The following is a 23,148-nucleotide window of genomic DNA, read 5'->3' on the forward strand; positions in this document are numbered from 1 at the left end:
ATTTGACATGAAAGAAAACTTCTGGCGCGATTTGCCGCGTCCATTCTTTATACTTGCCCCGATGGAAGACGTGACCGATGTCGTCTTCCGCCATGTCGTCGCCCATGCCGGCCGACCTGACGTCTTTTTCACCGAGTTCGCCAACTCGGACAGCTATTGCCATCCAGAAGGGAAAGGCAGCTTGCGCGGACGTTTGACGTTCACCGAGGACGAACAGCCGATGGTCGCACACATTTGGGGTGACAACCCGGACTACTTCCGCGAGATGAGCATCGGCATGGCCGAGATGGGCTATAAAGGCCTCGATATCAACATGGGTTGCCCGGTCCCGAACGTGGCCAAACGCGGAAAAGGGAGCGGGCTCATCCTCCGTCCTGACGTCGCAGCGGAACTCATCCAAGCGGCGAAAGCCGGCGGAATCCCGGTCAGCGTCAAGACGCGTCTCGGTTTCGCGAAGCTCGACGAGTGGCGCGACTGGTTGACGCATCTTTTGAAGCAAGACATCGCCAACTTGTCGATTCACTTGCGCACACGCAACGAGATGAGTAAAGTCGACGCGCACTGGGAGATGATCCCGGATATCGTCAAACTGCGTGACGAGATTGCACCGGACACGCTCATCACGATTAACGGAGATATCCTCGACCGTCAGATGGGGTTAGAACTCGTCGAGAAGTATGGCGTCGACGGCGTCATGATTGGCCGCGGGATTTTCAAGAACCCATTCGCGTTCGAGAAAGAACCGCGTGAGCATTCGATGGAAGAGTACCTCGACTTGCTTCGTCTCCAACTCGATTTGCAAGACAAGTTCCAAGAAGAGGTGCCGCGCTCTATTTCGAACTTGCATCGCTTCTTCAAGATTTACGTGAAAGGATTCCGCGGGGCGAGCGATCTCCGTGTGAAACTGATGGACACGAAATCGACAGACGAAGTGCGGGCGCACCTTGATGCGTTCGTCGAGAATTATCATAAAGAAGAAGCTGCGCTTGCCGAGGCGGCGTCGACAGTTGAATAAGTTTTTGAAGGGATTCAGTGTATACTGGGTCCCTTTTTTTCTTGTAGTCATCCACCAATTTTTAGGATATACTAAGTGTATCGGAAGCCGATATATCGTTAGACGAAGTAAAGGGGACAACTATGGCACAATCAGCTGGAAGCATCGCCTTGACGGAAGCGGTTTATTACATTTTACTGTCGCTACAAATTCCTAGACACGGATACGGCATCATGCAGTTTGTACAAGAATTGAGCCACGATCGCGTTCAATTGGCGGCGGGGACCTTGTATGGGGCACTCAGCAGCCTGGTAGAAAAGGGATGGATTGAGGCGGTCGAAGGAGCAAGCGGACGAAAGAAGGAGTATGTCATCACCATAGATGGACAATCAGTGCTCGAAGCCGAACTCCTTCGACTTGAAGAGCTCGTCGCAAACGGGAAACAGTGGATTGGAGCAAACCGATCATGAAAACAAAAACAGTTTATCGTGTATATGTCGATTATGAAAAAGAAGAGAAATGGTTGAATAAAATGGCGGCACAAGGATGGTTTCTCGAACAATTTAAGTTAGGTCGTTATGAGTTTAGGCAGGGGAATCCGAATGAGTACACGTATCGGATTGAGTTACTTGAAGAATTGCCTAACAGCCCGAAGTCAGATGCTTACTTTGAGTTATTAGAGGAGATGGGAATTACGATTGTGGCGACCTCGTATCGTTGGATTTACTTAAAAAAACGAACCGAGGAAGGTCCGTTCCAGCTCTATTCGGATATTGATTCGAAAATTCGTCATGAAAAACGTATCTATCAACTATATAGTTTTGTGCTGTATCTCAACTTATTTGTGACATTTCTTAATATAGCGAACGATGCCGTCCCGTTCATATGGATTTTGAATTTCACTGTAAGTGTACTGTTTATTGTATTCGTGGTGAAACAATATCGAAAACTAGTAAAGTTGAAAGAAAAACGACAGCTGGTCGAGCGTGATGTATAAATTAAAACATGAGGAGGTTTTTACATGAGTGAATTCCAATTTATAACGAGCGACCGGCCGCTGAAAGAAGTCGAAAATCCGTACATCAAGTTCTTATCCATCAACGAGGCCATCAAAAAAGGTGTCATCTTGCCTGACATGCTCACAGACGACGAAGACCTCGATCGTGACGAAAAGATATTGATGAACGTCGAGTCGGAAGAGCAGCTCGACGAGATCGAGATCAAGCGAGACTTGTACTATGACGTGGAGAACGTTGAGGCGTACTCGGAAAAACCGCACGTCGTGGAGTTGCGTTGGCGCTATTCCGATGCGAGAGCCGAACAGCTCGTCGAGTATATAACCGACCACTTGAAGACAGCGGGTGAAGTCGAAATCTGGAAAGTATGGATCGATGAACAGACGGCACCAAACGTTCAATCCATCACGCTCGACGAGTTGACGACTGATGCGCTGCGATTTTTAGGTGCAGTCGGGTTCGATCGGCCGGAATGCCTTCGCGTGACAAAAGCATAACCTGACCGAACGAGATGTCTCGTTCGGTTTTTTGTTTTGTCTCCTCACTTGAAAAAGACTGCTATATTATGAGGAGAAGAATCAGGAGGGAATCAGATGCACATTTTAATCGTGGAAGACGACCGGACAATCGCCTCCGGTCTCCAATATTCGCTCGAACAAGAACAATTCACGACGACGTTGTGCCAGAACGTGGCCGACGCCACACGTTTGATCGAACAACAGTTACATACGATCGATCTGTGTCTATTCGACTTGTCGTTGCCGGACGGGAGCGGCTATGACTTGTGTCGGCTCGTAAAACAAAAACAGGATATACCTGTCATCTTTTTGACAGCGTTCGATGATGAAGTGAACGTCGTCATGGGACTCGATATGGGGGCGGACGACTACATCACGAAACCATTCCGGGTCCGTGAACTCATCTCACGGATTCACTCGGTATTGCGCCGCTACAATAAACAAGCCAGCTCGCCCGTTTTGACAATCGGGGCGGTTGAAATCAATACCCAAGACGCCAAAGTCAAAAAAGATGGAAGCGAGATTTTATTGACGGCGCTTGAATACCGCTTATTGCTCATCTTCGGCAGACATACAGGACAAGTGTTGTCCCGCGCCCAGCTGCTCGACCAGATTTGGGACATGGGCGGGGACTTCGTGAATGACAATACGTTGACCGTCTACATCAAACGGTTACGCGAGAAGCTCGAAGACGACCCGCAACGGCCGACGTTGATTAAGACGGTTCGCGGGATTGGCTATAAGGTGGAACGCTGACATGTTGCGCAATCGAGAAATCCGTATCTATTTAGTCAGTCTGTTGCTGCTGATTGGGGTGGCTTCTATCGTCGCAGCTTTGTTCCTATCGATGGAGGCCGTCATTCTGGTCCTCCTTTTGTCGGTCGCGTTCTTGATTGTGACATATCGCTTCACGGTGTGGCGCTATCGGGAGATCGAACAACTTTCGAGCTACATCCAAGAAATCAGCAACGGCAACTACAAACTCGACGTCCGCGACAATCGCGAAGGCGAACTCAGTCTGTTGAAGAGTCAAATCTATAAAGTGACGAAGATGCTGTCGGAACAAGGGACGCATCTCGAAGAGGACAAGCAGAAGCTGACGGATGCCATCTCCGACATCTCCCATCAGTTGAAGACCCCGCTCACCTCGATGACCGTCATGGCGGATTTACTCAGTGACCCACGGCTGTCGGATGACAAGCGTCAAGAGTTCACGCATAACGTACAAGTGCAGCTCGAGCGGATGGAATGGCTCGTCTCGTCACTGCTCAAGCTGTCTAAAATCGATGCCGGGACGATTCATTTCAAACGGGAACCGGTGTCCGTCCCCGTGCTCGTTCAAGCCGTGACGGAACCGATGCTTGTGCCAATCGATATTAAAATGCAGCGGCTTCAGATTACGGGTGAGCGTGATGTCACGTTCGAAGGCGACTTGAAGTGGACGACCGAGGCGCTCATCAACATCTTGAAAAATTGCGTCGAACATACACCGGAAGAAGGGGAGCTGTTCATCGAATTTAGCGAGAACACACTGTACACGGAAATCGTCATTCGCGACACGGGGAGCGGCATCGCCAAACAAGACATCCCGTATATTTTCCAACGTTTTTATAAGGGTATGAATGCGAGTGACGACAGCGTCGGCATCGGGCTTGCCATGGCCCACAGCATCATCACAAGCCAACAAGGTGAACTGACCGTCCGCAGTGAACGTGGAGCCGGGACCGCGTTTCAAATTCGATTCTACAAAGCAATCGTCTAAGTGACGAAACAGTCACTTTCGAGTCACGGACGTGTCACACTCGCTCGGTACACTCAAAGTAGATCAAGTACTGGAGGGTGCAAACATGAACATATTAGAAGTGCAACACTTATCGAAAGTATACGGAAAAGACGAGATGGAAGTGCGGGCGCTCGATGACGTGTCGTTCACCGTCAAAAAAGGCGAGTTCGTCTGTATCGTCGGACCGTCGGGCTCGGGGAAGTCGACGTTGTTACATTTGCTCGGCGGCGTCGATGTCCCGACGAGTGGACAAGTGTTGATCGACAATACGGATATTTACAAGTTAGACGAGACGCAGCTCGCCATCTTCCGCCGCCGTCAAATCGGTTTGATTTATCAGTTTTACAACTTAATCCCGATTTTGACGGTCGAGGAGAACATCACACTGCCGATGTTGTTGGACGAGCAAAAAGTCGACGCCGCCCATTTGGAGCGCATCATCGGCATCCTTGGTCTGTCGAACCGATTGACTCATCTGCCGAACCAATTGTCTGGCGGGCAGCAACAACGCGTTTCCATCGGTCGGGCGCTCATCAGCAACCCGGCCATCATCTTGGCCGATGAGCCGACGGGGAACTTGGACAGTCAAAACAGTGAAGAAATCATGAGCCTCCTCAAACTGTTCAACAAGAAGTTCAATCAGACGCTGATCATCATCACGCATGACGAACGAATCGCCTTGCAGGCCGACCGGATCATCTCGATCGAGGATGGGAAGATTGCGAAGAACGAGGTCGTCCGCTCATGAACATCATCAATAAAATGACGCTTCGACACTTGCGTGAAAACAAGCGGCGTTCGCTCGTCACCATCATCGGGGTTATCATCTCGGTGGCGATGATCACGGCTGTGACGACACTCGGTTCATCGTTCTTAGACTTGATGATCCGTCAAGACATCGCGGACAATGGAGAATGGCACGTCCAATACATCAACACGAATGAGGAGCAGGTCGAGGCAATTCGAAATGATGCATCGACGAAGGATATCATCCTTTCAAGTGACGGCTATGCAGAATTAAAGAATTCACAGAATGCCTATAAACCGTACTTATACGTCCGGAACTATAACACGTCAGGGCTCAAGAACTTTCCCGTCGACTTGACGGAGGGACGCTTGCCAAACAAAGAAGGCGAAGTCGTTATTTCTGAGGCCATCCGTCAAAATGCGCAAGTCACGTACAATATCGGGGATGAATTGACGATTGAGATCGGTGAGCGCATGGACGAATCATCAGGTCGCGTATTAACCCAAAACGATGGCTTGATCCGTGACGGGGAGACGATGCTTGAACAGTTGAAAATCGAGGATACGGTGACGTTGACCGTCGTCGGCACGATGACGCGCCCAGCCTGGGAGCCGACTTGGTCGCCGGGCTATACGGTCGTCGGATACATTGACGACAAAGCGTTGAACGGTGCGATCGTCGATACGTTCGTCGCCTTGAACGACGTGAACGGCTCGATCTATGAGGATACGAAACAAGTGATGAACGAACAGAAGATTGAAGGGGTCGCTTATAACTCATCGTTGCTCCGCTATTATGGGGTGACGGATGATGACGGCTTGCGCAAGACGCTGTACGGGTTCGGTGGCATCATCATGGCGGTTATCGTCATCGGCTCGATTTCGCTCATTTATAACGCTTTTGCCATCAGCGTATCTGAGCGCTCGCGTTATCTCGGGATGCTCGCGAGTGTCGGGGCGACGAAACGGCAAAAACGAAACTCGGTCTTCTTTGAAGGACTGATCATCGGAGGGATTAGCATCCCGATCGGTATCATCGCCGGGGTGACCGGAATCGGGGTCACGTTCTTGTTCATCAACGCTTTTGCGGAGAAGGCGCTCAACGTGACGGAGAAGTTTGAAGTCGTCGTCACCCCGCTCACACTCCTGTTGACGGTCTTCATTTCGAGCGTGACGATTTTCATCTCGTGTTATCTGCCGGCGCGCCGCGCTTCGAAGATTTCTGCGATTGACGCGATTCGTCAGACCCAGGACGTGCGACTGACGTCGAAGAACGTGAAGACGTCGAAACTCGTGCGACGGATCTTCGGATTGGAAGCGGAGATTGGGCTGAAAAACACAAAACGCAACCGGAAACGGTATTTGGCGACGGTGTTCTCGCTCGTCATCAGTATCGTGCTGTTTTTAGTCGTCAGTTACTTCACGGATCGACTCGAACAGTCACTCGAGATGTCACAAGGCACGTACGAGTTCGACATTCTCGTGAACGGGTCGAATCTCAGTAAAGATGACTTACGTCGCTATGAGACGTTGGATAATGTGACGAGCGGGACGTACTTCGAGAACACGACCGTCCAGACGGTGGTTGACGAAGCGCGGTTACCGAGCGCGGTCACCGAGAATGAAGACTTGGTGTCCACGTTCGTCGATGGGAAATTTGTGTACTACGTTTCTCTTTATCAATTAGATGATGAAAGTTTCGATGCGTACTTGAAGCAGATCGGGGCATCCGCCAGCAATTTTGAAGACGGGGAGATGCCGGGTGCCGTCTTGATTGATGAAGTATCGTATCAAGACGTCGACAAGAAGAAATTTGTGAACTCGAAGACGATTGAGACCGAAATCGGCGATACGCTTGAACTCCGGGACGAGAACGCAACGGACGAGACGGCACCGCTCAAAACAATCAAAATCGGCGCCATGACCGACGTCCCCCCGACCGGTGTGATGACGAGCTCACTTGGATGGCTTGATGTGATCGTTCGGGAAGGGACGTTTGAAGAGGATGCGATTGGTCAATTGATGAAACAATCAAGTCCATCAATCGCCTTGAACACGAGTAATCCTGAGGCGACGCAACAAGTGATTGAGGCGGAACAAAATATGGACCAATACATCTTCAACGTGTCGGAGCAGCGTGAACAACAAGAGCAGGTGTTGTTGTTGTTATCGATTTTCGTCTATGGGTTCATCGTCTTGATCTCGCTCATCTCGGTGGCGAACATCTTCAACACGATCTCGACGAGCGTCTCGCTCCGTCGTCGCGAGTTTGCGATGCTGCGGTCGGTCGGGATGACACCGAAAGGATTCAACAAGATGGTGTACTATGAGAGCATTTTCTATGGCATGAAAGCATTGGCGTATGGGGTGCCGGTCAGTGTTCTGATCATGTACCTGATTTACCGGGCGCAAATCAACACGTTCGAAGCACCGTTCACGTTGCCGTGGGGCGATATCTTGTTCGTCACGGTCGTAATCTTTCTGATCGTTGGTTCTTCGATGGTGTACGCGATTTCGAAAGTGAAGTCGGATAATATCATCGACCGGTTGAAGCAAGAGAACAATTGATGATTGACGTAGAGTCACTCAAAAAATAGATGGAACGGGATTCAGTGTCTACTGGGTCCCGTTTTTGTAAAATGAGAGAGAAGAAAGAGGTGGGAGAATGGACATCCGAGAAGTATTGAGTGGTGGGGATTTGCGCTCGATTGGTCATGTCGATGCGGTCGTCGCTTACGTCGGGAACGACCCGGACCGATTCAGCGAATTGATGACCGGCTTGACCGATGACCGTCCCGTCGTTCGGATGCGGAGTGCGGACGCGATGGAGAAAGTGACACGCCGTCATCCAAAGCTGCTTCGAGCTCATCAGGCGTCCTTGTTCGAGCAGTTACAGATTGCCACCCAACAAGAAGTGAGGTGGCACTTGGCCCAACTCATGCCACGGATGACGTGGACAGAGGAAGAGGCGTCCGGCATCGTTCACGTGCTCACCGATTGGATTGACACGGAGACGAGCGCCATCGTCATCGTCAACGCTCTGCAGGCGATGTTTGATTTGAGCGCCGTGCATCCACGATTTCATGACGAGCTGAAAGCATTGCTCGAGTCGCAACTCGAGACGGGGAGTCCGGCCGTGAAGAGCCGCTCCAAAAAACTTTTACAGAAGTTGTGACCGATGGACTTCATTTCCGGTCTATAAAGATGCAAGTACATCGAGAGGGGGATTCGATTGGACGATCAAGCGATTATCGATTTGTATTGGAGACGTTCTGAGCGGGCGATTGAGGCGACGGCCCAAAAGTACGGCGGCTATTGTCATACGATTTCCTATAATATTTTGAATAGCCGAGAGGACGCGGACGAGTGCGTCAATGATACGTACATGAAGGCGTGGCAAGCGATTCCGCCGACACGTCCATCGCGGCTCGCCGCCTATTTGGCGAAGCTTGTTCGTAACGTCTCGCTCCATAAGTATGAGAAGGCGAACGCCAAGAAGCGCGGAGCGGGGCAAGTCCCGCTCATTGTCAGTGAGCTCGAGCACTGTCTCGCCTCCTCCGTCGCGACTGATTCAGAAGTCGTCGAGTTGTTGAACGACTTTTTGGCCCAGTTGTCGCAAGAGACCCGGCAGATCTTTATGGGGCGTTACTTTCACTTTCAATCGATTAAAGACATCGCGAAGATGCGCCAGGTGAGTGAGAGCAAGGTCAAGATGGTGCTACTTCGGACTCGGAACGACTTGAAACAAATGCTCGAAGCGGAAGGGGTGGCGCTATGAACGGAGATCGGCTCACACGTTTGATGGGGGACGTCGATGACCGGTTCGTCGAGGAATCGATGGTGGTTGAAGCCAAAAAGCGGAGACATTGGCATTGGATGGGTGGTCTTGTGGCAGCCGCCGCTGTCACACTCTTCGCCGTGACATGGGACGGTTTTAAAGAATTGATTCCACTGTCGGACAACTCAAGCAATATGTCGGTCGCTTATATCGATGAAGGGGACATCGATGTCGGGATGTCATCAGCAAACCTTGCCGAGATGAGTGAAGACGAGCTGTTCTCGAAATGGAAACCTGCGGTAGTACGGGGCGTCGTGAAACAGATTGACCACATCGAGCTCGACTTCAACGGACAAGCGGAATATCAGTCGATTGTGACGATTGGCGTGACAGACGTCTATCGGGGCGAGATCGAGCCAGGCAGCACGATTCAAGTCCTCACGGTTGCCGGTGTCGGTTCTGAAGTGCTTCAGTCGGATGCGGATGTCATCTCTGAACTTCGTCTCGGCATGGAAGGGATTTTTATGCCGAGACGGCATGATGCTTCCCACGTCTGGTCACAAAACGGGGCCACGCTTCAAGTGATGGACGTGAGTGATTACGGATTTCCAGACGGTGAGCGGTACATGTTCTTGAACACGGACGAAGGTCTCGTCTTCAGTCGAGATGCCTATCCGTCGCTACGTGGCGCTGAAACACTTGATGACATAGAGGCGTTCATGACGGAACGGTTCCGTTAACGGGAAGGGGATATGGAAGAGAGGAGGGCTACGATGACAGAGCAGAATTGGCGAGCGTCAGGGGTAGGACTCGGACTGGTGTTCGGAGCCGGGATTGGCATCATCAGTTCGCTCCTACTCGGATTTGAATTAGTGTATGGGATTGCGGCAGGTGCAGCATTCGGCTATCTCATCGGACTCGTGGTGTCATTGACAGGAAAGACATGATTGAAGGGAAGGCTAACTCAAAATGATCGCAAAGAAAATCATGCAGTGGGTGAAGAAGCAAGGAAGTCTTGGGGTTAAGGAAAACTTGCTCGAAATCAGGTTTCGGGTAGGTGGGTTCGGGATTTCGAATGAATCCAAACTGACATTCTTTTCAGATGGGACAGCTAGACGACAGATTATTCGGCGAGAGGATGATTGTTCTAAATCAATCAAATCATTCATTTTTTACGATGAAGCGCAAACAAAAACTCTGTACGGAACATTTCTAGCGCTCGAGACGGAGGAGTGGCCATCTACGTTTGAAGAAAAGAAGTACGAAACACTCGACGGAACACAATGGGGCTTGATCATTACACAACCGGACGGAACCACACGGACGCATGACGGCAGCAACGCTTATCCGGATAACTGGAAGGACGTCACGGCACTGTTCGGCATTTCTTGAATCAAAAGGAGGAAATCATATGGATCGCACAATCACTGTGAAAGGAACAGGAAAAGTATCGGCTACGCCCGATTTGATTGTCGTGAGAATGGATTTGACGTCAAGAGCCGTCCGTTATGAGGAGACGATGAACGGGGCGGCGATGGCCGTCACGCGTCTACAAAAGGCAGTCGAGCAGGCCGGATTCGAGAAAGCAGCGCTCAAGACGACCGACTTCTCGATCGACACGGACTATGAGAGTTATCGTGATAAGCAAGGCAACTATAAATCTCGTTTCCGGGGTTATGTCTGTCAGCAGAAGACGAAACTCGAGTTTCCGCTCGATACGAAACAATTGTCCTCGGTCATCGAACACGTCAGCAACTCGCTAGCCGAACCGAAACTGTCCATCTCGTTCACGATCAAGGATGCGGATACGATTCAAGATGAACTGCTCGCGAGCGCGGCGGCGAACGCGCGTCATCGGGCCGAACTGTTGGCGAAAGGGGCCGGGGCGACGCTCGGTGACTTGCTTCAAATCGATTACACGTGGGGCGAGCTCCATCTTTACTCCCCGACACGTCTCACGCTCCATGACGAGGTGCTCTTCTCAGAGGCCGCGATGCCGGAACTCGAACCGGACGAGATTGACTTGAGTGACTCGGCGACGTTCGTGTGGGCGATTCGATGAGGCGTGTCATCGGATTAGTATTGCTCCTTCTGTCTGTCTCTCTGTCGGCTCAAGCGTTGTCGTGGGCGTATGCGTTCGTCGTGTTGGATGGACGGGTGTATGAAGTGATGGATGTTGCCGTATTGGAGGCTGACTTGGGAGAAGTCGTCGGCGAGGTGAAGACGATGGCCGACGATATGGATGGCAGCTATTATGGGGATGCCTCGAACATGTATCTGATTGGGACGACCTATCGAGAAGTGAACGGGGAAGCGATGCAGGATGTGCTCGCGGTCGAGGACGAGTTGGGATGGAAGCGGGCCGAATATCGGCATGACGCCCCGTTCAGCATGCGTGACCATCTCGATACAGTCGCATATGCGGTACTTGGGATCGGCGCTGTCCTTTTTGTGTCCACACGAGTAAAGAAAAGATACAAAAAATAAATGATTCCGTGATGAGGTATCGTTCATTAAGGGAAGAGTCATATGTAGATACGTAGAGATTTCACTCAATGGAGGGATATTCTATGAAAATCCTCATCATCTTTGACTCGATGTACGGGTGTACCGAAAAAGTCGCATATGCCATCAAGGACGGGTTCAGCGACTTGCACCAAGTTGACATCATGCAAATCAGTCACGTCGGATACGGCGACCTTGCCAATCTCGATTTGTTCGTCGTCGGTTCGCCGACGCATGGCGGGCGCGAGACCGAGGACGTGAAAACCTTTTTAGACGGCCTGTCGGATCATGCGCTCCGAGGCATCCGGGCTGCGGCATTCGATACGAGCATGGCTGAAGAAGACCAAGGCTTTTTCGTCGGAAAAATCGTCAAATGGTTCGGCCACGCCTCGACCCGGATCGAGCAGCTCTTATTGGACAAAGGAGCGGAACCGGTGTTGAAAGAGTCGTTCATCGTCCTTGATAAAGAAGGTCCACTCAAAGACGGAGAGCTCGAGCGGGCGACCGAATGGGCTCGTCACTTGATGGACAAATAATCTGGCGTGTTCCTTATGGGACGCGTCTTTTTTGACGCGGAATTGTCCGAAGCGTTCGCAAAACGGGTAAATATAAGGGTAGCTCTTTTGTATGGAACGGAGGGAGAATGATGAAAAAATGGGAACGTGACGTCCTCATGGGTTGGATTGTCGTCTTGTTGGTGCTCGTTGCGCATTATGTGATCACGGTATCGCTCGGAAACACGTATTTTGCCGAGTCGACGATGAATCGGATGCTTTGGCTCAGTAGCTTCCCGGCCTTTTTGATTGCCTTTCTCGCAGCCCTCTTCCAAAAAACGAACACGCTCATGCTCGCCGTGCGTCGTGGCGTCATCTGGACGGCCGAACTTGTCGTCGGCTTCTCGCTCGTCGCCTGGTTTTTCCGGGCGTTCGAGACGCTGTTCGTGACTCCGGGCGCGTATTGGGTGTTCGGAGCGGTCCTACTCGCACCGCTCGTCTATTTGTTCGAGTTCCGCCGTCAGAACCGGGGCACGAAGGCCGGTGCCCACTAAGCGTAGAAAACGTCTCCTCAAGGGGGCGTTTTTAGTCTGGCCAGGAATGGGAATGGGATACAGAAGATTAGAATGGAGGGAGTCACTATGAGTCAGTATTTTTCATCATCATACGAAGAGTCGCGTGAGAAGTTTCTCGCCCTGCTCGACCGCGTCAAACCCTATTATCCGACGGCCCGCGTGATGTCCCACTCGATCGGCGAGGACACGATTGATGTCATCATCGGTGAACCTGCGGGATCACGCGAGGCGGTACTTCTCATGACAATCGGGGAGCACGGCATCGAAGGGTACGCCGGGGCCGCCGTGACACACCAGTTCGTCGAGACGCAACTTGAAAACCTTCGGCACGAGTCGACCGGCATCTGTCTCATCCATGCCGTCAATCCGTGGGGAATGAAACACTTCCGCCGCGTCAATGAACATAACGTCGACTTGAACCGAAACTATGTCATCGACCGGGAGGCCCTCCCGCGTAACGTCAATAAAGAATATGAGGTCATGCGGCACTTGTTCGTCCCGGACGGTGTCATCGATGATTACCATGAGGCGCGCGAACACATCTACTCGTTCCTCGGATCTGGCATCAAGCTCGACGGGTTTGACGCGATGACCGAGGCGAAAGGGATGGGACAGTATCAGTTCCCGAAAGGTGTCTATTACGGCGGCGAGTCAGATGAACCGTCCGCCATCTTTTTAAAGGAGATTCAGCACGATTTGCTCGACCGCTACGACCGCGTCATCCACATGGATTGGCACACGGCGCTCGGTCCGACGAACGAGGTGACGATGGTCATCAGTGAACGGAACGGGCGTGATGCGGACGAACTGAAGCGGACATACGGATTGAAAAATATCCAGACGTATGACCCGACCGACGTCCTCGGAGACTCGACGAACCATTTTTATTACGTACGGGACACGCACTATCCGGACAAACAACTCGTCTCGGCGTTGTTCGAGTTCGGGACATTCGGGACGTCGACGAAAGCGACGATTCGTGAGTTTTTGACGATTATTCTCGAGAACCGGCTCTACTTTGAAGGAACGAAAGACCCGGAAGCCCGCAACGGCATTCGAAAAGAATTCATGGCCATGTTTTATCCGGAAGATGAGTCGTGGCGGACGTCCGTATTACGCGAAGGAGCGGCGGCGATTGAGCATGTCTTGAAAGCCGAATCGCTCTGGCGCGACAGTTGACAGGTTTCCACTTCGGTCAAACGGGAAAAAGTGGGTTGTGGGCAAACACGCACGCCGCTCAACAATCCAACTGGGGGTTTTGACCAATGGGGAACTATATTACAGCACATGATGGAACGAGTATTTACGTGGAAGACGTCGGGACAGGCGATGCCGTCGTATTCTTGCACGGCTGGCCGGCAAACAACAACATGTTCGAGTATCAAAAGAATGCGTTGCTCGAAGCAGGCTACCGTTACGTCGGGATCGACTATCGTGGCTACGGCAAGTCGGATGCACCGGCGACAGGTTATGACTATGCGACGATGGCGTCGGACGTGCACATGGTCGTTGACGGGCTTGGCATCAAAGATTTCACACTCGTCGGCTTCTCGATGGGTGGGGCAATCGCCATCCGTTACGCCGTCGACTTCCCGGATGACGGCCTGAAGAAACTTGTCCTGTCAGGTGCTGCGGCACCAGTGTTCACGCAACGTCCGGACTATCCGTACGGTATGACGCAAGCTGAGGTCGATGCGTTGATTGAGGACACGTTGAAAGACCGACCGAAGATGCTCGAAGGGTTCGGTGAGATTTTCTTCGAGAAAGAACATTCGAAACCGATGCAAAACTGGTTCCATCATCTTTCGCTCGTCGCGTCGAGTCACGGGACGATTGCTTCGGCGAAAGCACTCCGTGATGAAGACTTGCGTGAGGACTTGCCGAAAGTGAATGTCGAGACGCTCATCATCCATGGCGTGCACGACAAGATCTGTCCGTTCGAGTTCGCGCTCGAGATGGAAAAAGGCATCCCGAACTCTCGCATCGAGCGATTTGAGGAGAGCGGTCATGGGACCGTCCTCGACGAGATGGACAAGTTCAACAAGACGTTGCTCGAATTTATTTGAGTGTGTGACAAGCCTAGGACGTTCCTAGGCTTTTTTTGATGGCCATCTGTAGCATGTTTGTTACGGTTTTTGAGGCTAGAATGACTTCTAGTCGGGTATAGCTACAGTGAAGCCGTTTCGGGTGATTTCGTTTAGATTGGTCAACAATATATGTGAGACAAGAGGTTTGAATCACGGTCAAGATTGGCTTTGTAGAAGCCGTTCCGGGCCGTGCCTGTTTGTGTGTTGTCACACAATGCGAATAGCTTGTCTGGAAACGCTTCATCAGAAAAATGAAATGAACCTCCTTTTGACAGAACAGATGCAGATTAGATGGTCAATTTGTGCTGACTAGACCCTAATACATGGTACAATGAAGAGGTGGATTTTTAGATTGAGGAGAGATTGTACATGAATATCGCTTTCTTTTTATATCCGAAAGAAGACGTCAAATATTTAGACCCGGAATCGACGGTGCGTCAAGCGCTCGAGAAGATGAAGCATCATCGCTTCACCTCGGTGCCGCTCGTATCCGAGAACGGCTTTTACGCCGGGACGATGACAGAAGGGGATTTACTCTGGGCACTCGCCGAACAGCTTCGCGGGGAAGAAGACTACGAAAAAGTGCTCCGGACACGGTTGAAAGATATCAAGCAACGCGTACGGTATAAGCCGGTCGCCATCACGGCGCAAATCGAGGAGCTCGTCGATGCGATCACGGATCAAAACTTCGTGCCGGTCGTCGATGACGGGAAGTATTTCATCGGTATCATCCGGCGCCGCGACATCATCGAGTACTACTCGACGAAGTTGCAACAGCTCGAGAATAAAGTGAACTGAACGAATGGACCAACCTGTGTGATAGCAGGTTGGTTTTTGTATGTGTGAGTACAAGCAACGGGGAGGCGAGCTATAGATGGAAGCACGAGTCATTGAATCGATTGAACTATGGTTTCAAGAGGTAGGGTCTGAGGAAGCAGTGAACTTTATCGATTTCATGTTGTTTATGAATGAATCGGCTTATTCTTTGCTTCACCGAGACACGTTACATGGCATCTTCACCTATCAGGTCCGCTACCAAGATGGGACCTCTCAGTCCGTCTCGTACGATAAAGACGAGTGGGTCGCCCATGAACGGAATGAATGGCAAACCGTTATGAGCGGCGGTGAGTGGGTATGGTGGCTCGTCGAGCGATGGCGTTTTGTCTTGGAGTGGCGCAGTGGTCGAGACTTCCGGACGGGTGACGAGATAGAAGAGAACTTCTATGGGATGATCCCATACGGTGAAATTCAAGACCTCGATATTCTGCTATATAAGATTATTGAAAATGATGCCCTCAACACAAAAGCATTGATCAAAGAAGGTTATTACCACGACCCGCTGCTGAATGAATGGATTGTCATTCCTGATTCGACGGACAGCCTACGACCGCTCGTATTGGCCGTCTGCTACAACGAAGGGATTCTGGAGACACCTCGAACCATCGAGCGGATTGAAGTGACGTTCACCGATCTGACGACAGGGGCGGTCCAATCGCTTGCGAGTGCAGTCGAAGCGTATGAGAAGCCGGCAGACCTCGATTTAGATGATATGAGGTATCGTGATGACATGTTTTATCGCGACGATTCCATTCAAGGGACGATTCGTTATGAGGTGACGTACAAGGGCGGAAGGGTCCAATATGTCGAACATGATAAGTCGGAGATATTCATGGACTGGGACATGGCGATGATCAATTGGTTTTTCGAACATTGGAAAAAACTGTACGAAGCATATGCCGAAAAGTCGTTTCCATCCGGTCGACCGTTGCAACGTTTTGAATCGGGCTATGATTATTGGAAAGCCAGACTGTCACCGGAAGCGTGGGACGAGCTCATTCATTCAACAGACCCTTTTGACCAGCGGCTTTTAACGGATCGGAAACCGCATGACGAGATTCAAAGAGCAAAAGAACAGTTTGAGATGATGTTCCATCAAACAGCGGAGCTCCACCTTGAAAATTTGCGTCACGGATTCTATATTGATCACCTGCTGGAACAACGCATCGACGTCGAAAGCTCGTTCGATGCCGTGATTGCGCTTTACGAAGAAATATCCGAGGCAGAGCAGAAAAGGCGAACGAGGGAGCAACTGCTTTATGGGGAAAAGGATGAAGGCAACGCTAATTGATTGAATAAAGGCTATGGAAAAATAGGGACATTCCTTATACTTGTACGTATAGAGTCAAGACATACAAGGAAGGAGTGACAATGGATGGCGATGCCCGATCTGCATATGCTGCGTGAATCGCTCAAACCGGATTGTGCGAATTGTTTCGGTCTCTGTTGTGTGGCGTTCCACTACTTGAAATCTGAGGATTTCCCCATTGATAAACCCGCAGGACAGCCTTGTGTCCATTTGGCAGATTCGTATGCCTGCAATATCCATTCCGAACTGCGTGAGCGGGGCTTCAAAGGATGTACGGTGTACGACTGTCTCGGGGCCGGGCAGTTCGTGTCACAAGTGACGTTTCACGGACGAAGCTGGCGAGAGGGGGACGTGGACGGCGCGCGTATGTTTGCGACGGTACCAATCATGAGCCAAGTCCATGAGCTGTTGCTCTACATCACTGACATCCTGACCCGGGAGATCCCTGGACACGATGCTCGGTTATTCGAGACGTTATTGGGAGAGCTACTGGCTTTCCGTGAGTTGCCGCCTGAACAGTTGACCGGGACGGCGCTGATGGCATTCCGACAACAAGCCCGCCCGTTGTTCGTCCGACTCAGTCAGCACATACGTGCGGAAGGATTGAAACAGGACGGCCAGACGTTGACGTCACGACATGAGCAAGACCGGGCCGATTTAATTGGTCGAAACGTGAGTCAGCATGACGTGAGAGGAACGTGTTATCGAGGCGCCTTGTTGATTGGTGCTAACTTACGTGGGAAAGACCTGTCCTATGTCGATTTCATGGGGGCCGACGTGCGAGATTTGGACGTGCGAGGAGCAACGTTGACCGATAGTCTGTTTTTGACACAGATGCAAGTGAACGCGATGAAAGGGGACCGGCATACAAGACTGGCACCCGTTTACACGCGACCGGGCCATTGGCTGTAACGCAAGAGACGACTTCCGCGGGGGAAGTCGTCTTTTTGAATACCTGGAGTTTACGAAAGCGGTGGGAAATGGGGGAGCACATATTCCCCGAGCTCCTCGATGACCTCGTCGGCCGGACGCTCTCCGTCGAACAAAGCGAAGAACAAATGATTGACGCCGATGGCCCGATACGCCTCGAGCAGTTTGATTAACTGATTGCGACCGACACGGAAGCCGAGCCGGATTGGAGTCGGAAGCTCGTCCGGATCGTGCGCCAAATCGAGATGCATCGGCATCGAGAACGGACGGAACCCTTTTCCATGCGTCTGACCTGATTCGCGCCAATCGTTCAGCACTTGCTGTTGGGCGAATGGGGCCTGCGGATAATACATCCACCCGTCCCCGTGTTGCCCGAGCCAGTCCATTTCCTGCTGCGCGAACCCGGTGATCATCGTCGGGATGCGTTTTTTCGGACGGGGAACGAGCGTCGCCTCATGGACCTCGCCGTACGACGAATCGATGGTCGGATAGTTGTGGTAGAGCGCCTGCTCCATGATACGGAGCGACTCTTTGAACTGCTCGCCCCGTGTCGTATGGTCGACCCCGAGTCCTTTGAAGTCGGCTCGACGGTCACCGGACGAGATGCCGAGAATCAAACGTTCTGGGAACAACGCTTCAATCGTCGCGACTTCTTTCGCCGAACGGAGCGGATGGCGGAGCGGCAAGACGAGGGCGGACGTGCCGAGGGCGATGCGTTTCGTCTGACCGAGCAAGTGTGTCCCGTAAATCAACATGTCATAGATTTGTCCGACGGCCGGATCCAAGAAGTTCGGGTCTTTCAGTAATACGTCCCGAAGCCAGAGCGCCGTGAAGCCATAGTCATCTGCTTTTTGAGCGAGCTCGACTTGACGCTCGAGCGTCGGGGTACGCATCTTGAAATTTTCTAACGGGATGTGGAGGCCGAGCGTGAGCTCGCCCTCCCGATACATCCGATTGTAGCTTTTGTGATTATTGAACATAAGTTCCTCCTTAGTTCGCTTCCAAACGACGTGAGACGGCGGTCAAGATGACAGCGAGAATGACCATGATGCCACCGACCCAAGGGGTGTGGACGAGACCGATCGAGTCGGCGACGAGGCCACCGATGGTCGCACCGAGCGCGATGCCGATGTTGAAGGCGGCGATGTTGAGCGCCGACGCGACATCGACCGCGGCCGGAACATATTTTTCAGCCAATTGGACGATATATAGTTGAAGTCCTGGTACGTTCATGAAGGCGAGCAGTCCCATCATGACGATGGCGATGAGACCCGCGATTTTGAACGGAATCATGAACGACATGACGATCATGACGGCGGCGTGAACGATGAACATATAGAACAACGCCTTGGCCGGATCTTCATTGGCGAACTTCCCGCCCGCCCAGTTGCCGATGGCGACAGCGATACCGTAAACGAGTAGGACGATACTGATCAAGTTTGGGCTGATCTTTGTCACGTCCTGCATGATTGGTGTCAAGTACGTGAAGGCGACGAACGTTCCACCATAACCGAGTGCGGTGATCAAGAAGCCGAGTAGGATGCGACCGTTCGTGAGCAGTTTCTTCATATCGGAGAACTTCGCGGGTGGTGACTGTTTCAAATCTTTCGGAATCAAGAAGAAGCTGGCGATAATCGAGACGATTCCGAGTGCGGCGACGGCGAAGAACGTGGCGCGCCAGCCGAATGCTTGGCCGATGAACGTGCCGAGCGGGACGCCAGTGACGGTCGCGACGGTCAAACCGGTAAACATGAGTGCGATCGCACTCGCTTTTTTATGAGGCGGCACGAGTTGAACGGCGATGGTGGCCCCGATGGAGAAGAAGACACCGTGTGCGAACGCGGTGATGAATCGGGCGGCGATCAACAGTTCAAAGCTGGTCGACAGGGCAGAGACCAAGTTCCCGCCGATAAAGACGACCATGAGTGCCATGAGCAACGTCTTGCGATTCATCCGGTTCGTGAGTGCCGTCAGGATCGGCGCACCGACGGCGACGCCGATGGCATAACCGGAGATGATGAGTCCGGCGAGCGTGATGCCGATATTTAAGTCACTGGCGATCGAGGCGAGCAATCCGACCGGGACAAATTCGGTCGTGCCGATGCCGAAAGCGCTGATGGCGAGGGCGAGCAGCGCCAGCCCTCCGTTTTTAGGTGCCTGTTCGTCGACAGGCTGCTTATACGGTTGATTCATGAGTAGTTCCTCCTAAAGTTGGGTTGGGAAGACGAGGGCCCTTCGTCTCGAAGTAGCCTAAGTCTCTGCCATCCTCCATTTCGTTCAGTACGGTCAAAAAAGAACCTTACTGTCTCAAGAGGAGATTACTGGCCAGATGGACTTGTATTGTTGGGCTACAGTTGCTATCATAAGTCCATCGAAACCAGTTGGGAAGTACGCACTTTCAAGTACGATAGGCACCGAAAAGTACCTATCCCGGTCCATAAGGAGGAACCTTTATGCCATACAACATCCCGGTCGAGGCGACGCTCGACGTCATCGGCGGCAAATGGAAAGTCGTCATTATGTGTCATCTCATCAAAGGGGAACGCCGGACGAGCGAATTGAAAAAGCTCATGCCGAACATCACGCAAAAAATGCTCACGCAACAATTGCGCGAGCTCGAGGCGGACGGGGTCATCATCCGCACGGTATATGAACAAGTCCCGCCGAAAGTCGTCTATTCCCTCTCCGACTACGGCTGGTCGCTCCAACCGATTTTGGATGCGATGTGTGCCTGGGGCGAAGGACATATTGAACAGACAGGGGAAGACGTCATCTCCTGACGAAACGGTTGCTCATGCCGAGCAGCCGTTTTTTGTTGTCTCATGTCGGGTACAGACACTAGAGACAAAGGAGGGGACAATATGGATGTGAAGACATATCGATTTGAAGACGACGGCTCAATCCCGAACAATCCAGATTTTCCGGTGTTGTTATACCGAGGTGTGTTCGACGAGACGGACGGTATACAGGCGACGTTCGAACATAACGGATGGGGCAACAGCTGGGTGAACGGGGTGTTCGATTATCATCACTATCACAGCAACACGCATGAAGTGCTCGGTGTGAAGTCGGGCCGGGCGACGGTCCAGCTCGGTGGTGCGACAGGAGACCTCGTCTCGCTTCAAGCGGGGGACGTCTTGATTTTACCGGCCGGGACGGGACATCGCCGTCTCGAGGCGAGTGCGGACTTCGCCATCGTCGGCGCGTATCCGGAAGGTCGTGACTACGACACGTTGACGGGGAAACCAGAAGAGCGGCCGGACAGTGTGCTGCGTATCGAACAAGTCGACAAGCCGGCCACCGATCCCGTCTTCGGGACGACCGGGCCGTTACATGAACAATGGACGAAGGAGGAGATGACATGAATCGAATTCCACACAGCTTGATCTTGGCAGCGTTGAAACAACACGTCGTCAAACTACCGAACGGTCACGAGGTACGTGTCCTCGGGCAAGGCACGTGGCGCATGGGGGATGACGAATCGAAACGGGACGCTGAAATCGAGGCGCTCCAGACGGGACTCGACTGCGGATTACACCTCATCGACACGGCCGAGATGTACGGGGAAGGGAAAGCGGAGTCGCTCGTCGGCGAAGCGATTCAAGACCGACGCGAAGACGTGTTCCTCGTCTCGAAAGTGTATCCGCATAACGCCGGGGGCGACAAGCTCGTCCAAGCATGTGACGCGACGCTCAAGCGACTCGGCACCGATTACCTCGACTTGTATCTGCTCCATTGGCGCGGGAACATCCCGCTCGAGGAGACGGTCGATGGGCTCGAGCAGTTGAAGGCGGACGGAAAGATTCGGGCGTGGGGCGTCTCGAACTTCGATGTCGACGACATGAAAGAACTGCTCGCGTTGCCGAACGGGAAGCATTGCGCAGTCAACCAAGTGCTATATCACCTCGGCAGCCGCGGTGTCGAGTATGACTTGTTGCCGTTCTTACAGGAGCAGGGCATCCCGATGATGGCGTATTCGCCGCTCGCGGAAGGCAGCGACGTGAAAGCGGACATCTTTGAGGATGAGACGGTGAACCGGATCGCGAAGGCGTACAGCGTGACGCCGGCCCAAATCCTCCTCGCTTGGACGGTGCGGAGCGGTCACGTCATCGCCATCCCGAAAGCGGGCCAAAAAGCCCATGTCGAAGAGAACGGGGCCGCGATGCTGCTCAATTTGAGCGAGGACGACCTCAACGCGCTCGACGAGGCGTTCCCGCCACCGAGTGGGAAAGAACCGTTAGATATCATCTAAAACGAAAATAGAATATAGCTAGCTGATTTTCTATTTTAAAAAATGAGAAGAGGTCATCGGACGCGAACAAGTCGCACCCGATGGCCTTTTTTATCATCAGTCTCTTGAATTATGTTGTCTCATTTAGTTAAGTTCAAATCGACATTTGAAGCCAAACGGAGTCATGCGACATTCTTTTTCTTACGACCTTGATTCAGCTGTTGGATGAGTTTCCTCCCTGTTTGAATCCCGCGTAATTCGATAAGGCGATAGGACACAAAAGATATCAAGACTGATAAGAAAAATGTAATCAAAAATATGATTAGAAGGGCATTCAGCGGCGCAAATGACTGTTCTAATTTATCAAATAACAAGTGGTTGACCATGTCCAACACAAAAAAATGGACTAAATAAATACTAAAGCTGATGGTACCGATAAACTGCATGAATTGGTTATTAAGAATATGATTAGGTAAGCCAGATAAGCCGAATGCCAACAGTGAAAAAGCAATACCAAATAATACGTGTTTAGGCAAAATGGATATCATCTCGAAAGGCGTAAGGCTTAACACAAGAATACCTAGCACTGCGACTAACAAAATGGCATGGTAGGTGTTTGGGCTGACTTTATACTTTTTCCAAATGTAGTACGTAGTGATTCCCATCAAGAAAATAGATAGTTGGTTCGGGAACCAATAAAATAAATAACTTGTCACTTCTGAGAACGGAAGCATATTTTTTAAAGATACATGCAAGATCATACCTATTAAAATTGAGAAAATGGTGAAAATACTTGCTTGACGCGGCGTCCTAATCCATTTAAACAGAACGGGGATGCATAGATAAAATAAAAATTCGTTAGAAATCGACCAGCCCCCGGGAACGAGGCTAAACAACCAATCAGGGTGTAGGACGGTCGTGAAAGTAATTGTCGATAGTAGGAGCGACAATGACACATCTGGATAGTTAGAGTAGATGCCCAATAAATCGTTCACCAGATTAAACAACAAATAAAAAAGTAAGGCGAAATAAAACATAGGCGCAATACGAAAGAAGCGTTTTATATAAAAGTCGGGTAAAGCGAATGTACGATTGAATGAATATTTTTCTAGGGAATAAAATAAGGTAAACGAGCTTACAATGAAAAAAAGTTGTACGCCACGCGAACCTTGAATACCGAATTGATATAACATTTCAGGGATCGACCCGTTAAAATTCCGGGTCGTATGTGTCAATATCACTCCGAGAATCGCATAACCTCTTAGAGCGTCTAAATAGCTTAATTTCAGCAACTGAATCATTCACCTCGCAATGATAAATCGTAAACCATTTTTTGTCTGGGCA

General features: G+C 51.3%; 28 protein-coding genes. 25 read left to right on the forward strand and 3 right to left on the reverse strand.

Annotated elements, in window-relative coordinates; genetic code table 11:
• Window positions 1-7 precede the first annotated feature (7 nt).
• The 22 genes from M467_RS22820 (at window position 8) to M467_RS22915 (ending at window position 17,555) form a co-directional block, all read left to right on the forward strand.
• Window positions 8-1,015 carry a tRNA dihydrouridine synthase gene (locus M467_RS22820; protein ID WP_021066497.1) on the forward strand — a complete coding sequence of 336 codons (1,008 nt, stop codon included), beginning with the start codon at window positions 8-10 and terminating at the stop codon, window positions 1,013-1,015.
• Window positions 1,016-1,137: 122 nt separating this feature from the next.
• Window positions 1,138-1,464: a PadR family transcriptional regulator gene (locus tag M467_RS22825; protein ID WP_021066498.1), complete on the forward strand. Its 327-nt coding sequence runs from the start codon at window positions 1,138-1,140 to the stop codon at window positions 1,462-1,464.
• On the forward strand, window positions 1,461-1,991 hold the full coding sequence (locus M467_RS0115930; RefSeq protein WP_021066499.1) for a DUF2812 domain-containing protein: 531 nt from the start codon (window positions 1,461-1,463) through the stop codon (window positions 1,989-1,991). The genes M467_RS22825 and M467_RS0115930 overlap by 4 nt, the downstream gene beginning before the upstream one ends.
• 24 nt (window positions 1,992-2,015) lie before the next feature.
• Window positions 2,016-2,507: a hypothetical protein gene (locus tag M467_RS22830; protein WP_021066500.1), complete on the forward strand. Its 492-nt coding sequence runs from the start codon at window positions 2,016-2,018 to the stop codon at window positions 2,505-2,507.
• A gap of 96 nt (window positions 2,508-2,603) precedes the next feature.
• Entirely contained in the window at window positions 2,604-3,284 is a 681-nt protein-coding gene (locus M467_RS22835; RefSeq protein ID WP_021066501.1) for a response regulator transcription factor, read from the forward strand.
• A 1-nt stretch (window position 3,285) separates the two neighbouring features.
• Entirely contained in the window at window positions 3,286-4,290 is a 1,005-nt protein-coding gene (locus tag M467_RS22840) for a sensor histidine kinase (protein ID WP_021066502.1), read from the forward strand.
• Window positions 4,291-4,375: 85 nt separating this feature from the next.
• The gene (locus M467_RS22845; RefSeq protein ID WP_021066503.1) at window positions 4,376-5,059 is read left to right on the forward strand and encodes an ABC transporter ATP-binding protein; all 684 of its coding nucleotides are present in this window, start codon (window positions 4,376-4,378) and stop codon (window positions 5,057-5,059) included.
• Entirely contained in the window at window positions 5,056-7,626 is a 2,571-nt protein-coding gene (locus M467_RS22850; protein ID WP_021066504.1) for an ABC transporter permease, read from the forward strand. The genes M467_RS22845 and M467_RS22850 overlap by 4 nt, the downstream gene beginning before the upstream one ends.
• Window positions 7,627-7,723: 97 nt before the next feature.
• On the forward strand, window positions 7,724-8,233 hold the full coding sequence (locus M467_RS22855; protein WP_021066505.1) for a hypothetical protein: 510 nt from the start codon (window positions 7,724-7,726) through the stop codon (window positions 8,231-8,233).
• A gap of 57 nt (window positions 8,234-8,290) precedes the next feature.
• Window positions 8,291-8,836: an RNA polymerase sigma factor gene (locus tag M467_RS22860; protein WP_021066506.1), complete on the forward strand. Its 546-nt coding sequence runs from the start codon at window positions 8,291-8,293 to the stop codon at window positions 8,834-8,836.
• Window positions 8,833-9,576, forward strand: coding sequence for a hypothetical protein (locus M467_RS22865; protein WP_021066507.1), 744 nt, complete (start codon window positions 8,833-8,835; stop codon window positions 9,574-9,576). The genes M467_RS22860 and M467_RS22865 overlap by 4 nt, the downstream gene beginning before the upstream one ends.
• A gap of 33 nt (window positions 9,577-9,609) precedes the next feature.
• Window positions 9,610-9,783 (forward strand): hypothetical protein, encoded by a 174-nt coding sequence (locus M467_RS31740; protein WP_021066508.1) that lies wholly within the window; start codon window positions 9,610-9,612, stop codon window positions 9,781-9,783.
• A gap of 22 nt (window positions 9,784-9,805) precedes the next feature.
• Entirely contained in the window at window positions 9,806-10,228 is a 423-nt protein-coding gene (locus M467_RS22870; protein WP_021066509.1) for a hypothetical protein, read from the forward strand.
• Between the two features lie 19 nt (window positions 10,229-10,247).
• Window positions 10,248-10,898: an SIMPL domain-containing protein gene (locus tag M467_RS22875; RefSeq protein WP_021066510.1), complete on the forward strand. Its 651-nt coding sequence runs from the start codon at window positions 10,248-10,250 to the stop codon at window positions 10,896-10,898.
• Entirely contained in the window at window positions 10,895-11,323 is a 429-nt protein-coding gene (locus tag M467_RS22880; RefSeq protein ID WP_021066511.1) for a hypothetical protein, read from the forward strand. The genes M467_RS22875 and M467_RS22880 overlap by 4 nt, the downstream gene beginning before the upstream one ends.
• A gap of 83 nt (window positions 11,324-11,406) precedes the next feature.
• The gene (locus M467_RS22885) at window positions 11,407-11,877 is read left to right on the forward strand and encodes a flavodoxin family protein (RefSeq protein WP_021066512.1); all 471 of its coding nucleotides are present in this window, start codon (window positions 11,407-11,409) and stop codon (window positions 11,875-11,877) included.
• Window positions 11,878-11,987: 110 nt separating this feature from the next.
• Window positions 11,988-12,389, forward strand: coding sequence for a hypothetical protein (locus tag M467_RS22890; protein ID WP_021066513.1), 402 nt, complete (start codon window positions 11,988-11,990; stop codon window positions 12,387-12,389).
• A gap of 87 nt (window positions 12,390-12,476) precedes the next feature.
• The gene (locus M467_RS22895; protein WP_021066514.1) at window positions 12,477-13,589 is read left to right on the forward strand and encodes a M14 family metallopeptidase; all 1,113 of its coding nucleotides are present in this window, start codon (window positions 12,477-12,479) and stop codon (window positions 13,587-13,589) included.
• A gap of 86 nt (window positions 13,590-13,675) precedes the next feature.
• Window positions 13,676-14,476: an alpha/beta fold hydrolase gene (locus M467_RS22900; protein ID WP_021066515.1), complete on the forward strand. Its 801-nt coding sequence runs from the start codon at window positions 13,676-13,678 to the stop codon at window positions 14,474-14,476.
• Window positions 14,477-14,866: 390 nt separating this feature from the next.
• Entirely contained in the window at window positions 14,867-15,295 is a 429-nt protein-coding gene (locus tag M467_RS22905) for a CBS domain-containing protein (protein ID WP_021066516.1), read from the forward strand.
• A 76-nt stretch (window positions 15,296-15,371) separates the two neighbouring features.
• Window positions 15,372-16,625, forward strand: a complete 1,254-nt coding sequence (locus tag M467_RS22910; protein ID WP_021066517.1) for a hypothetical protein — start codon at window positions 15,372-15,374, stop codon at window positions 16,623-16,625.
• 84 nt (window positions 16,626-16,709) lie between these two features.
• Window positions 16,710-17,555: a pentapeptide repeat-containing protein gene (locus tag M467_RS22915; protein ID WP_021066518.1), complete on the forward strand. Its 846-nt coding sequence runs from the start codon at window positions 16,710-16,712 to the stop codon at window positions 17,553-17,555.
• Window positions 17,556-17,605: 50 nt separating this feature from the next.
• Here the strand turns inward: M467_RS22915 and M467_RS22920 are convergent, their stop codons facing one another.
• Window positions 17,606-18,553, reverse strand: a complete 948-nt coding sequence (locus tag M467_RS22920) for an LLM class oxidoreductase (protein WP_021066519.1) — start codon at window positions 18,551-18,553, stop codon at window positions 17,606-17,608.
• Window positions 18,554-18,563: 10 nt separating this feature from the next.
• Window positions 18,564-19,766, reverse strand: coding sequence for an MFS transporter (locus tag M467_RS22925; protein WP_021066520.1), 1,203 nt, complete (start codon window positions 19,764-19,766; stop codon window positions 18,564-18,566).
• 260 nt (window positions 19,767-20,026) lie between these two features.
• Here M467_RS22925 and M467_RS22930 point away from each other — a divergent pair, with 260 nt between their 5' ends.
• From M467_RS22930 to M467_RS22940, 3 genes are all read left to right on the forward strand, one after another.
• Entirely contained in the window at window positions 20,027-20,353 is a 327-nt protein-coding gene (locus tag M467_RS22930; RefSeq protein WP_021066521.1) for a winged helix-turn-helix transcriptional regulator, read from the forward strand.
• Window positions 20,354-20,434: 81 nt separating this feature from the next.
• Window positions 20,435-20,938 carry a cupin domain-containing protein gene (locus M467_RS22935; RefSeq protein WP_021066522.1) on the forward strand — a complete coding sequence of 168 codons (504 nt, stop codon included), beginning with the start codon at window positions 20,435-20,437 and terminating at the stop codon, window positions 20,936-20,938.
• Window positions 20,935-21,825 carry an aldo/keto reductase gene (locus M467_RS22940; RefSeq protein ID WP_021066523.1) on the forward strand — a complete coding sequence of 297 codons (891 nt, stop codon included), beginning with the start codon at window positions 20,935-20,937 and terminating at the stop codon, window positions 21,823-21,825. Before M467_RS22935 ends, M467_RS22940 begins: the two co-directional genes overlap by 4 nt.
• A 161-nt stretch (window positions 21,826-21,986) precedes the next feature.
• Here the strand turns inward: M467_RS22940 and M467_RS22945 are convergent, their stop codons facing one another.
• On the reverse strand, window positions 21,987-23,105 hold the full coding sequence (locus M467_RS22945; RefSeq protein WP_081637923.1) for an acyltransferase family protein: 1,119 nt from the start codon (window positions 23,103-23,105) through the stop codon (window positions 21,987-21,989).
• Window positions 23,106-23,148 lie beyond the last annotated feature (43 nt).

Source organism: Exiguobacterium chiriqhucha RW-2 (assembly GCF_000416965.1).
GTDB lineage: Bacteria > Bacillota > Bacilli > Exiguobacteriales > Exiguobacteriaceae > Exiguobacterium > Exiguobacterium chiriqhucha.

Excerpts from the sequence above, each read along its gene's own strand:
- M467_RS22820 (WP_021066497.1), top strand. The coding sequence starts at position 8 with ATGAAAGAAAACTTCTGGCGCGATTTGCCGCGTCCATTCTTTATACTT.
- M467_RS22825 (WP_021066498.1), top strand. The coding sequence starts at position 1,138 with ATGGCACAATCAGCTGGAAGCATCGCCTTGACGGAAGCGGTTTATTAC.
- M467_RS0115930 (WP_021066499.1), top strand. The coding sequence starts at position 1,461 with ATGAAAACAAAAACAGTTTATCGTGTATATGTCGATTATGAAAAAGAA.
- M467_RS22830 (WP_021066500.1), top strand. The coding sequence starts at position 2,016 with ATGAGTGAATTCCAATTTATAACGAGCGACCGGCCGCTGAAAGAAGTC.
- M467_RS22835 (WP_021066501.1), top strand. The coding sequence starts at position 2,604 with ATGCACATTTTAATCGTGGAAGACGACCGGACAATCGCCTCCGGTCTC.
- M467_RS22840 (WP_021066502.1), top strand. The coding sequence starts at position 3,286 with ATGTTGCGCAATCGAGAAATCCGTATCTATTTAGTCAGTCTGTTGCTG.
- M467_RS22845 (WP_021066503.1), top strand. The coding sequence starts at position 4,376 with ATGAACATATTAGAAGTGCAACACTTATCGAAAGTATACGGAAAAGAC.
- M467_RS22850 (WP_021066504.1), top strand. The coding sequence starts at position 5,056 with ATGAACATCATCAATAAAATGACGCTTCGACACTTGCGTGAAAACAAG.
- M467_RS22855 (WP_021066505.1), top strand. The coding sequence starts at position 7,724 with ATGGACATCCGAGAAGTATTGAGTGGTGGGGATTTGCGCTCGATTGGT.
- M467_RS22865 (WP_021066507.1), top strand. The coding sequence starts at position 8,833 with ATGAACGGAGATCGGCTCACACGTTTGATGGGGGACGTCGATGACCGG.
- M467_RS31740 (WP_021066508.1), top strand. The coding sequence starts at position 9,610 with ATGACAGAGCAGAATTGGCGAGCGTCAGGGGTAGGACTCGGACTGGTG.
- M467_RS22870 (WP_021066509.1), top strand. The coding sequence starts at position 9,806 with ATGATCGCAAAGAAAATCATGCAGTGGGTGAAGAAGCAAGGAAGTCTT.
- M467_RS22875 (WP_021066510.1), top strand. The coding sequence starts at position 10,248 with ATGGATCGCACAATCACTGTGAAAGGAACAGGAAAAGTATCGGCTACG.
- M467_RS22880 (WP_021066511.1), top strand. The coding sequence starts at position 10,895 with ATGAGGCGTGTCATCGGATTAGTATTGCTCCTTCTGTCTGTCTCTCTG.
- M467_RS22885 (WP_021066512.1), top strand. The coding sequence starts at position 11,407 with ATGAAAATCCTCATCATCTTTGACTCGATGTACGGGTGTACCGAAAAA.
- M467_RS22890 (WP_021066513.1), top strand. The coding sequence starts at position 11,988 with ATGAAAAAATGGGAACGTGACGTCCTCATGGGTTGGATTGTCGTCTTG.
- M467_RS22895 (WP_021066514.1), top strand. The coding sequence starts at position 12,477 with ATGAGTCAGTATTTTTCATCATCATACGAAGAGTCGCGTGAGAAGTTT.
- M467_RS22900 (WP_021066515.1), top strand. The coding sequence starts at position 13,676 with ATGGGGAACTATATTACAGCACATGATGGAACGAGTATTTACGTGGAA.
- M467_RS22905 (WP_021066516.1), top strand. The coding sequence starts at position 14,867 with ATGAATATCGCTTTCTTTTTATATCCGAAAGAAGACGTCAAATATTTA.
- M467_RS22910 (WP_021066517.1), top strand. The coding sequence starts at position 15,372 with ATGGAAGCACGAGTCATTGAATCGATTGAACTATGGTTTCAAGAGGTA.
- M467_RS22915 (WP_021066518.1), top strand. The coding sequence starts at position 16,710 with ATGGCGATGCCCGATCTGCATATGCTGCGTGAATCGCTCAAACCGGAT.
- M467_RS22920 (WP_021066519.1), bottom strand. The coding sequence starts at position 18,553 with ATGTTCAATAATCACAAAAGCTACAATCGGATGTATCGGGAGGGCGAG.
- M467_RS22925 (WP_021066520.1), bottom strand. The coding sequence starts at position 19,766 with ATGAATCAACCGTATAAGCAGCCTGTCGACGAACAGGCACCTAAAAAC.
- M467_RS22930 (WP_021066521.1), top strand. The coding sequence starts at position 20,027 with ATGCCATACAACATCCCGGTCGAGGCGACGCTCGACGTCATCGGCGGC.
- M467_RS22935 (WP_021066522.1), top strand. The coding sequence starts at position 20,435 with ATGGATGTGAAGACATATCGATTTGAAGACGACGGCTCAATCCCGAAC.
- M467_RS22940 (WP_021066523.1), top strand. The coding sequence starts at position 20,935 with ATGAATCGAATTCCACACAGCTTGATCTTGGCAGCGTTGAAACAACAC.
- M467_RS22945 (WP_081637923.1), bottom strand. The coding sequence starts at position 23,105 with ATGATTCAGTTGCTGAAATTAAGCTATTTAGACGCTCTAAGAGGTTAT.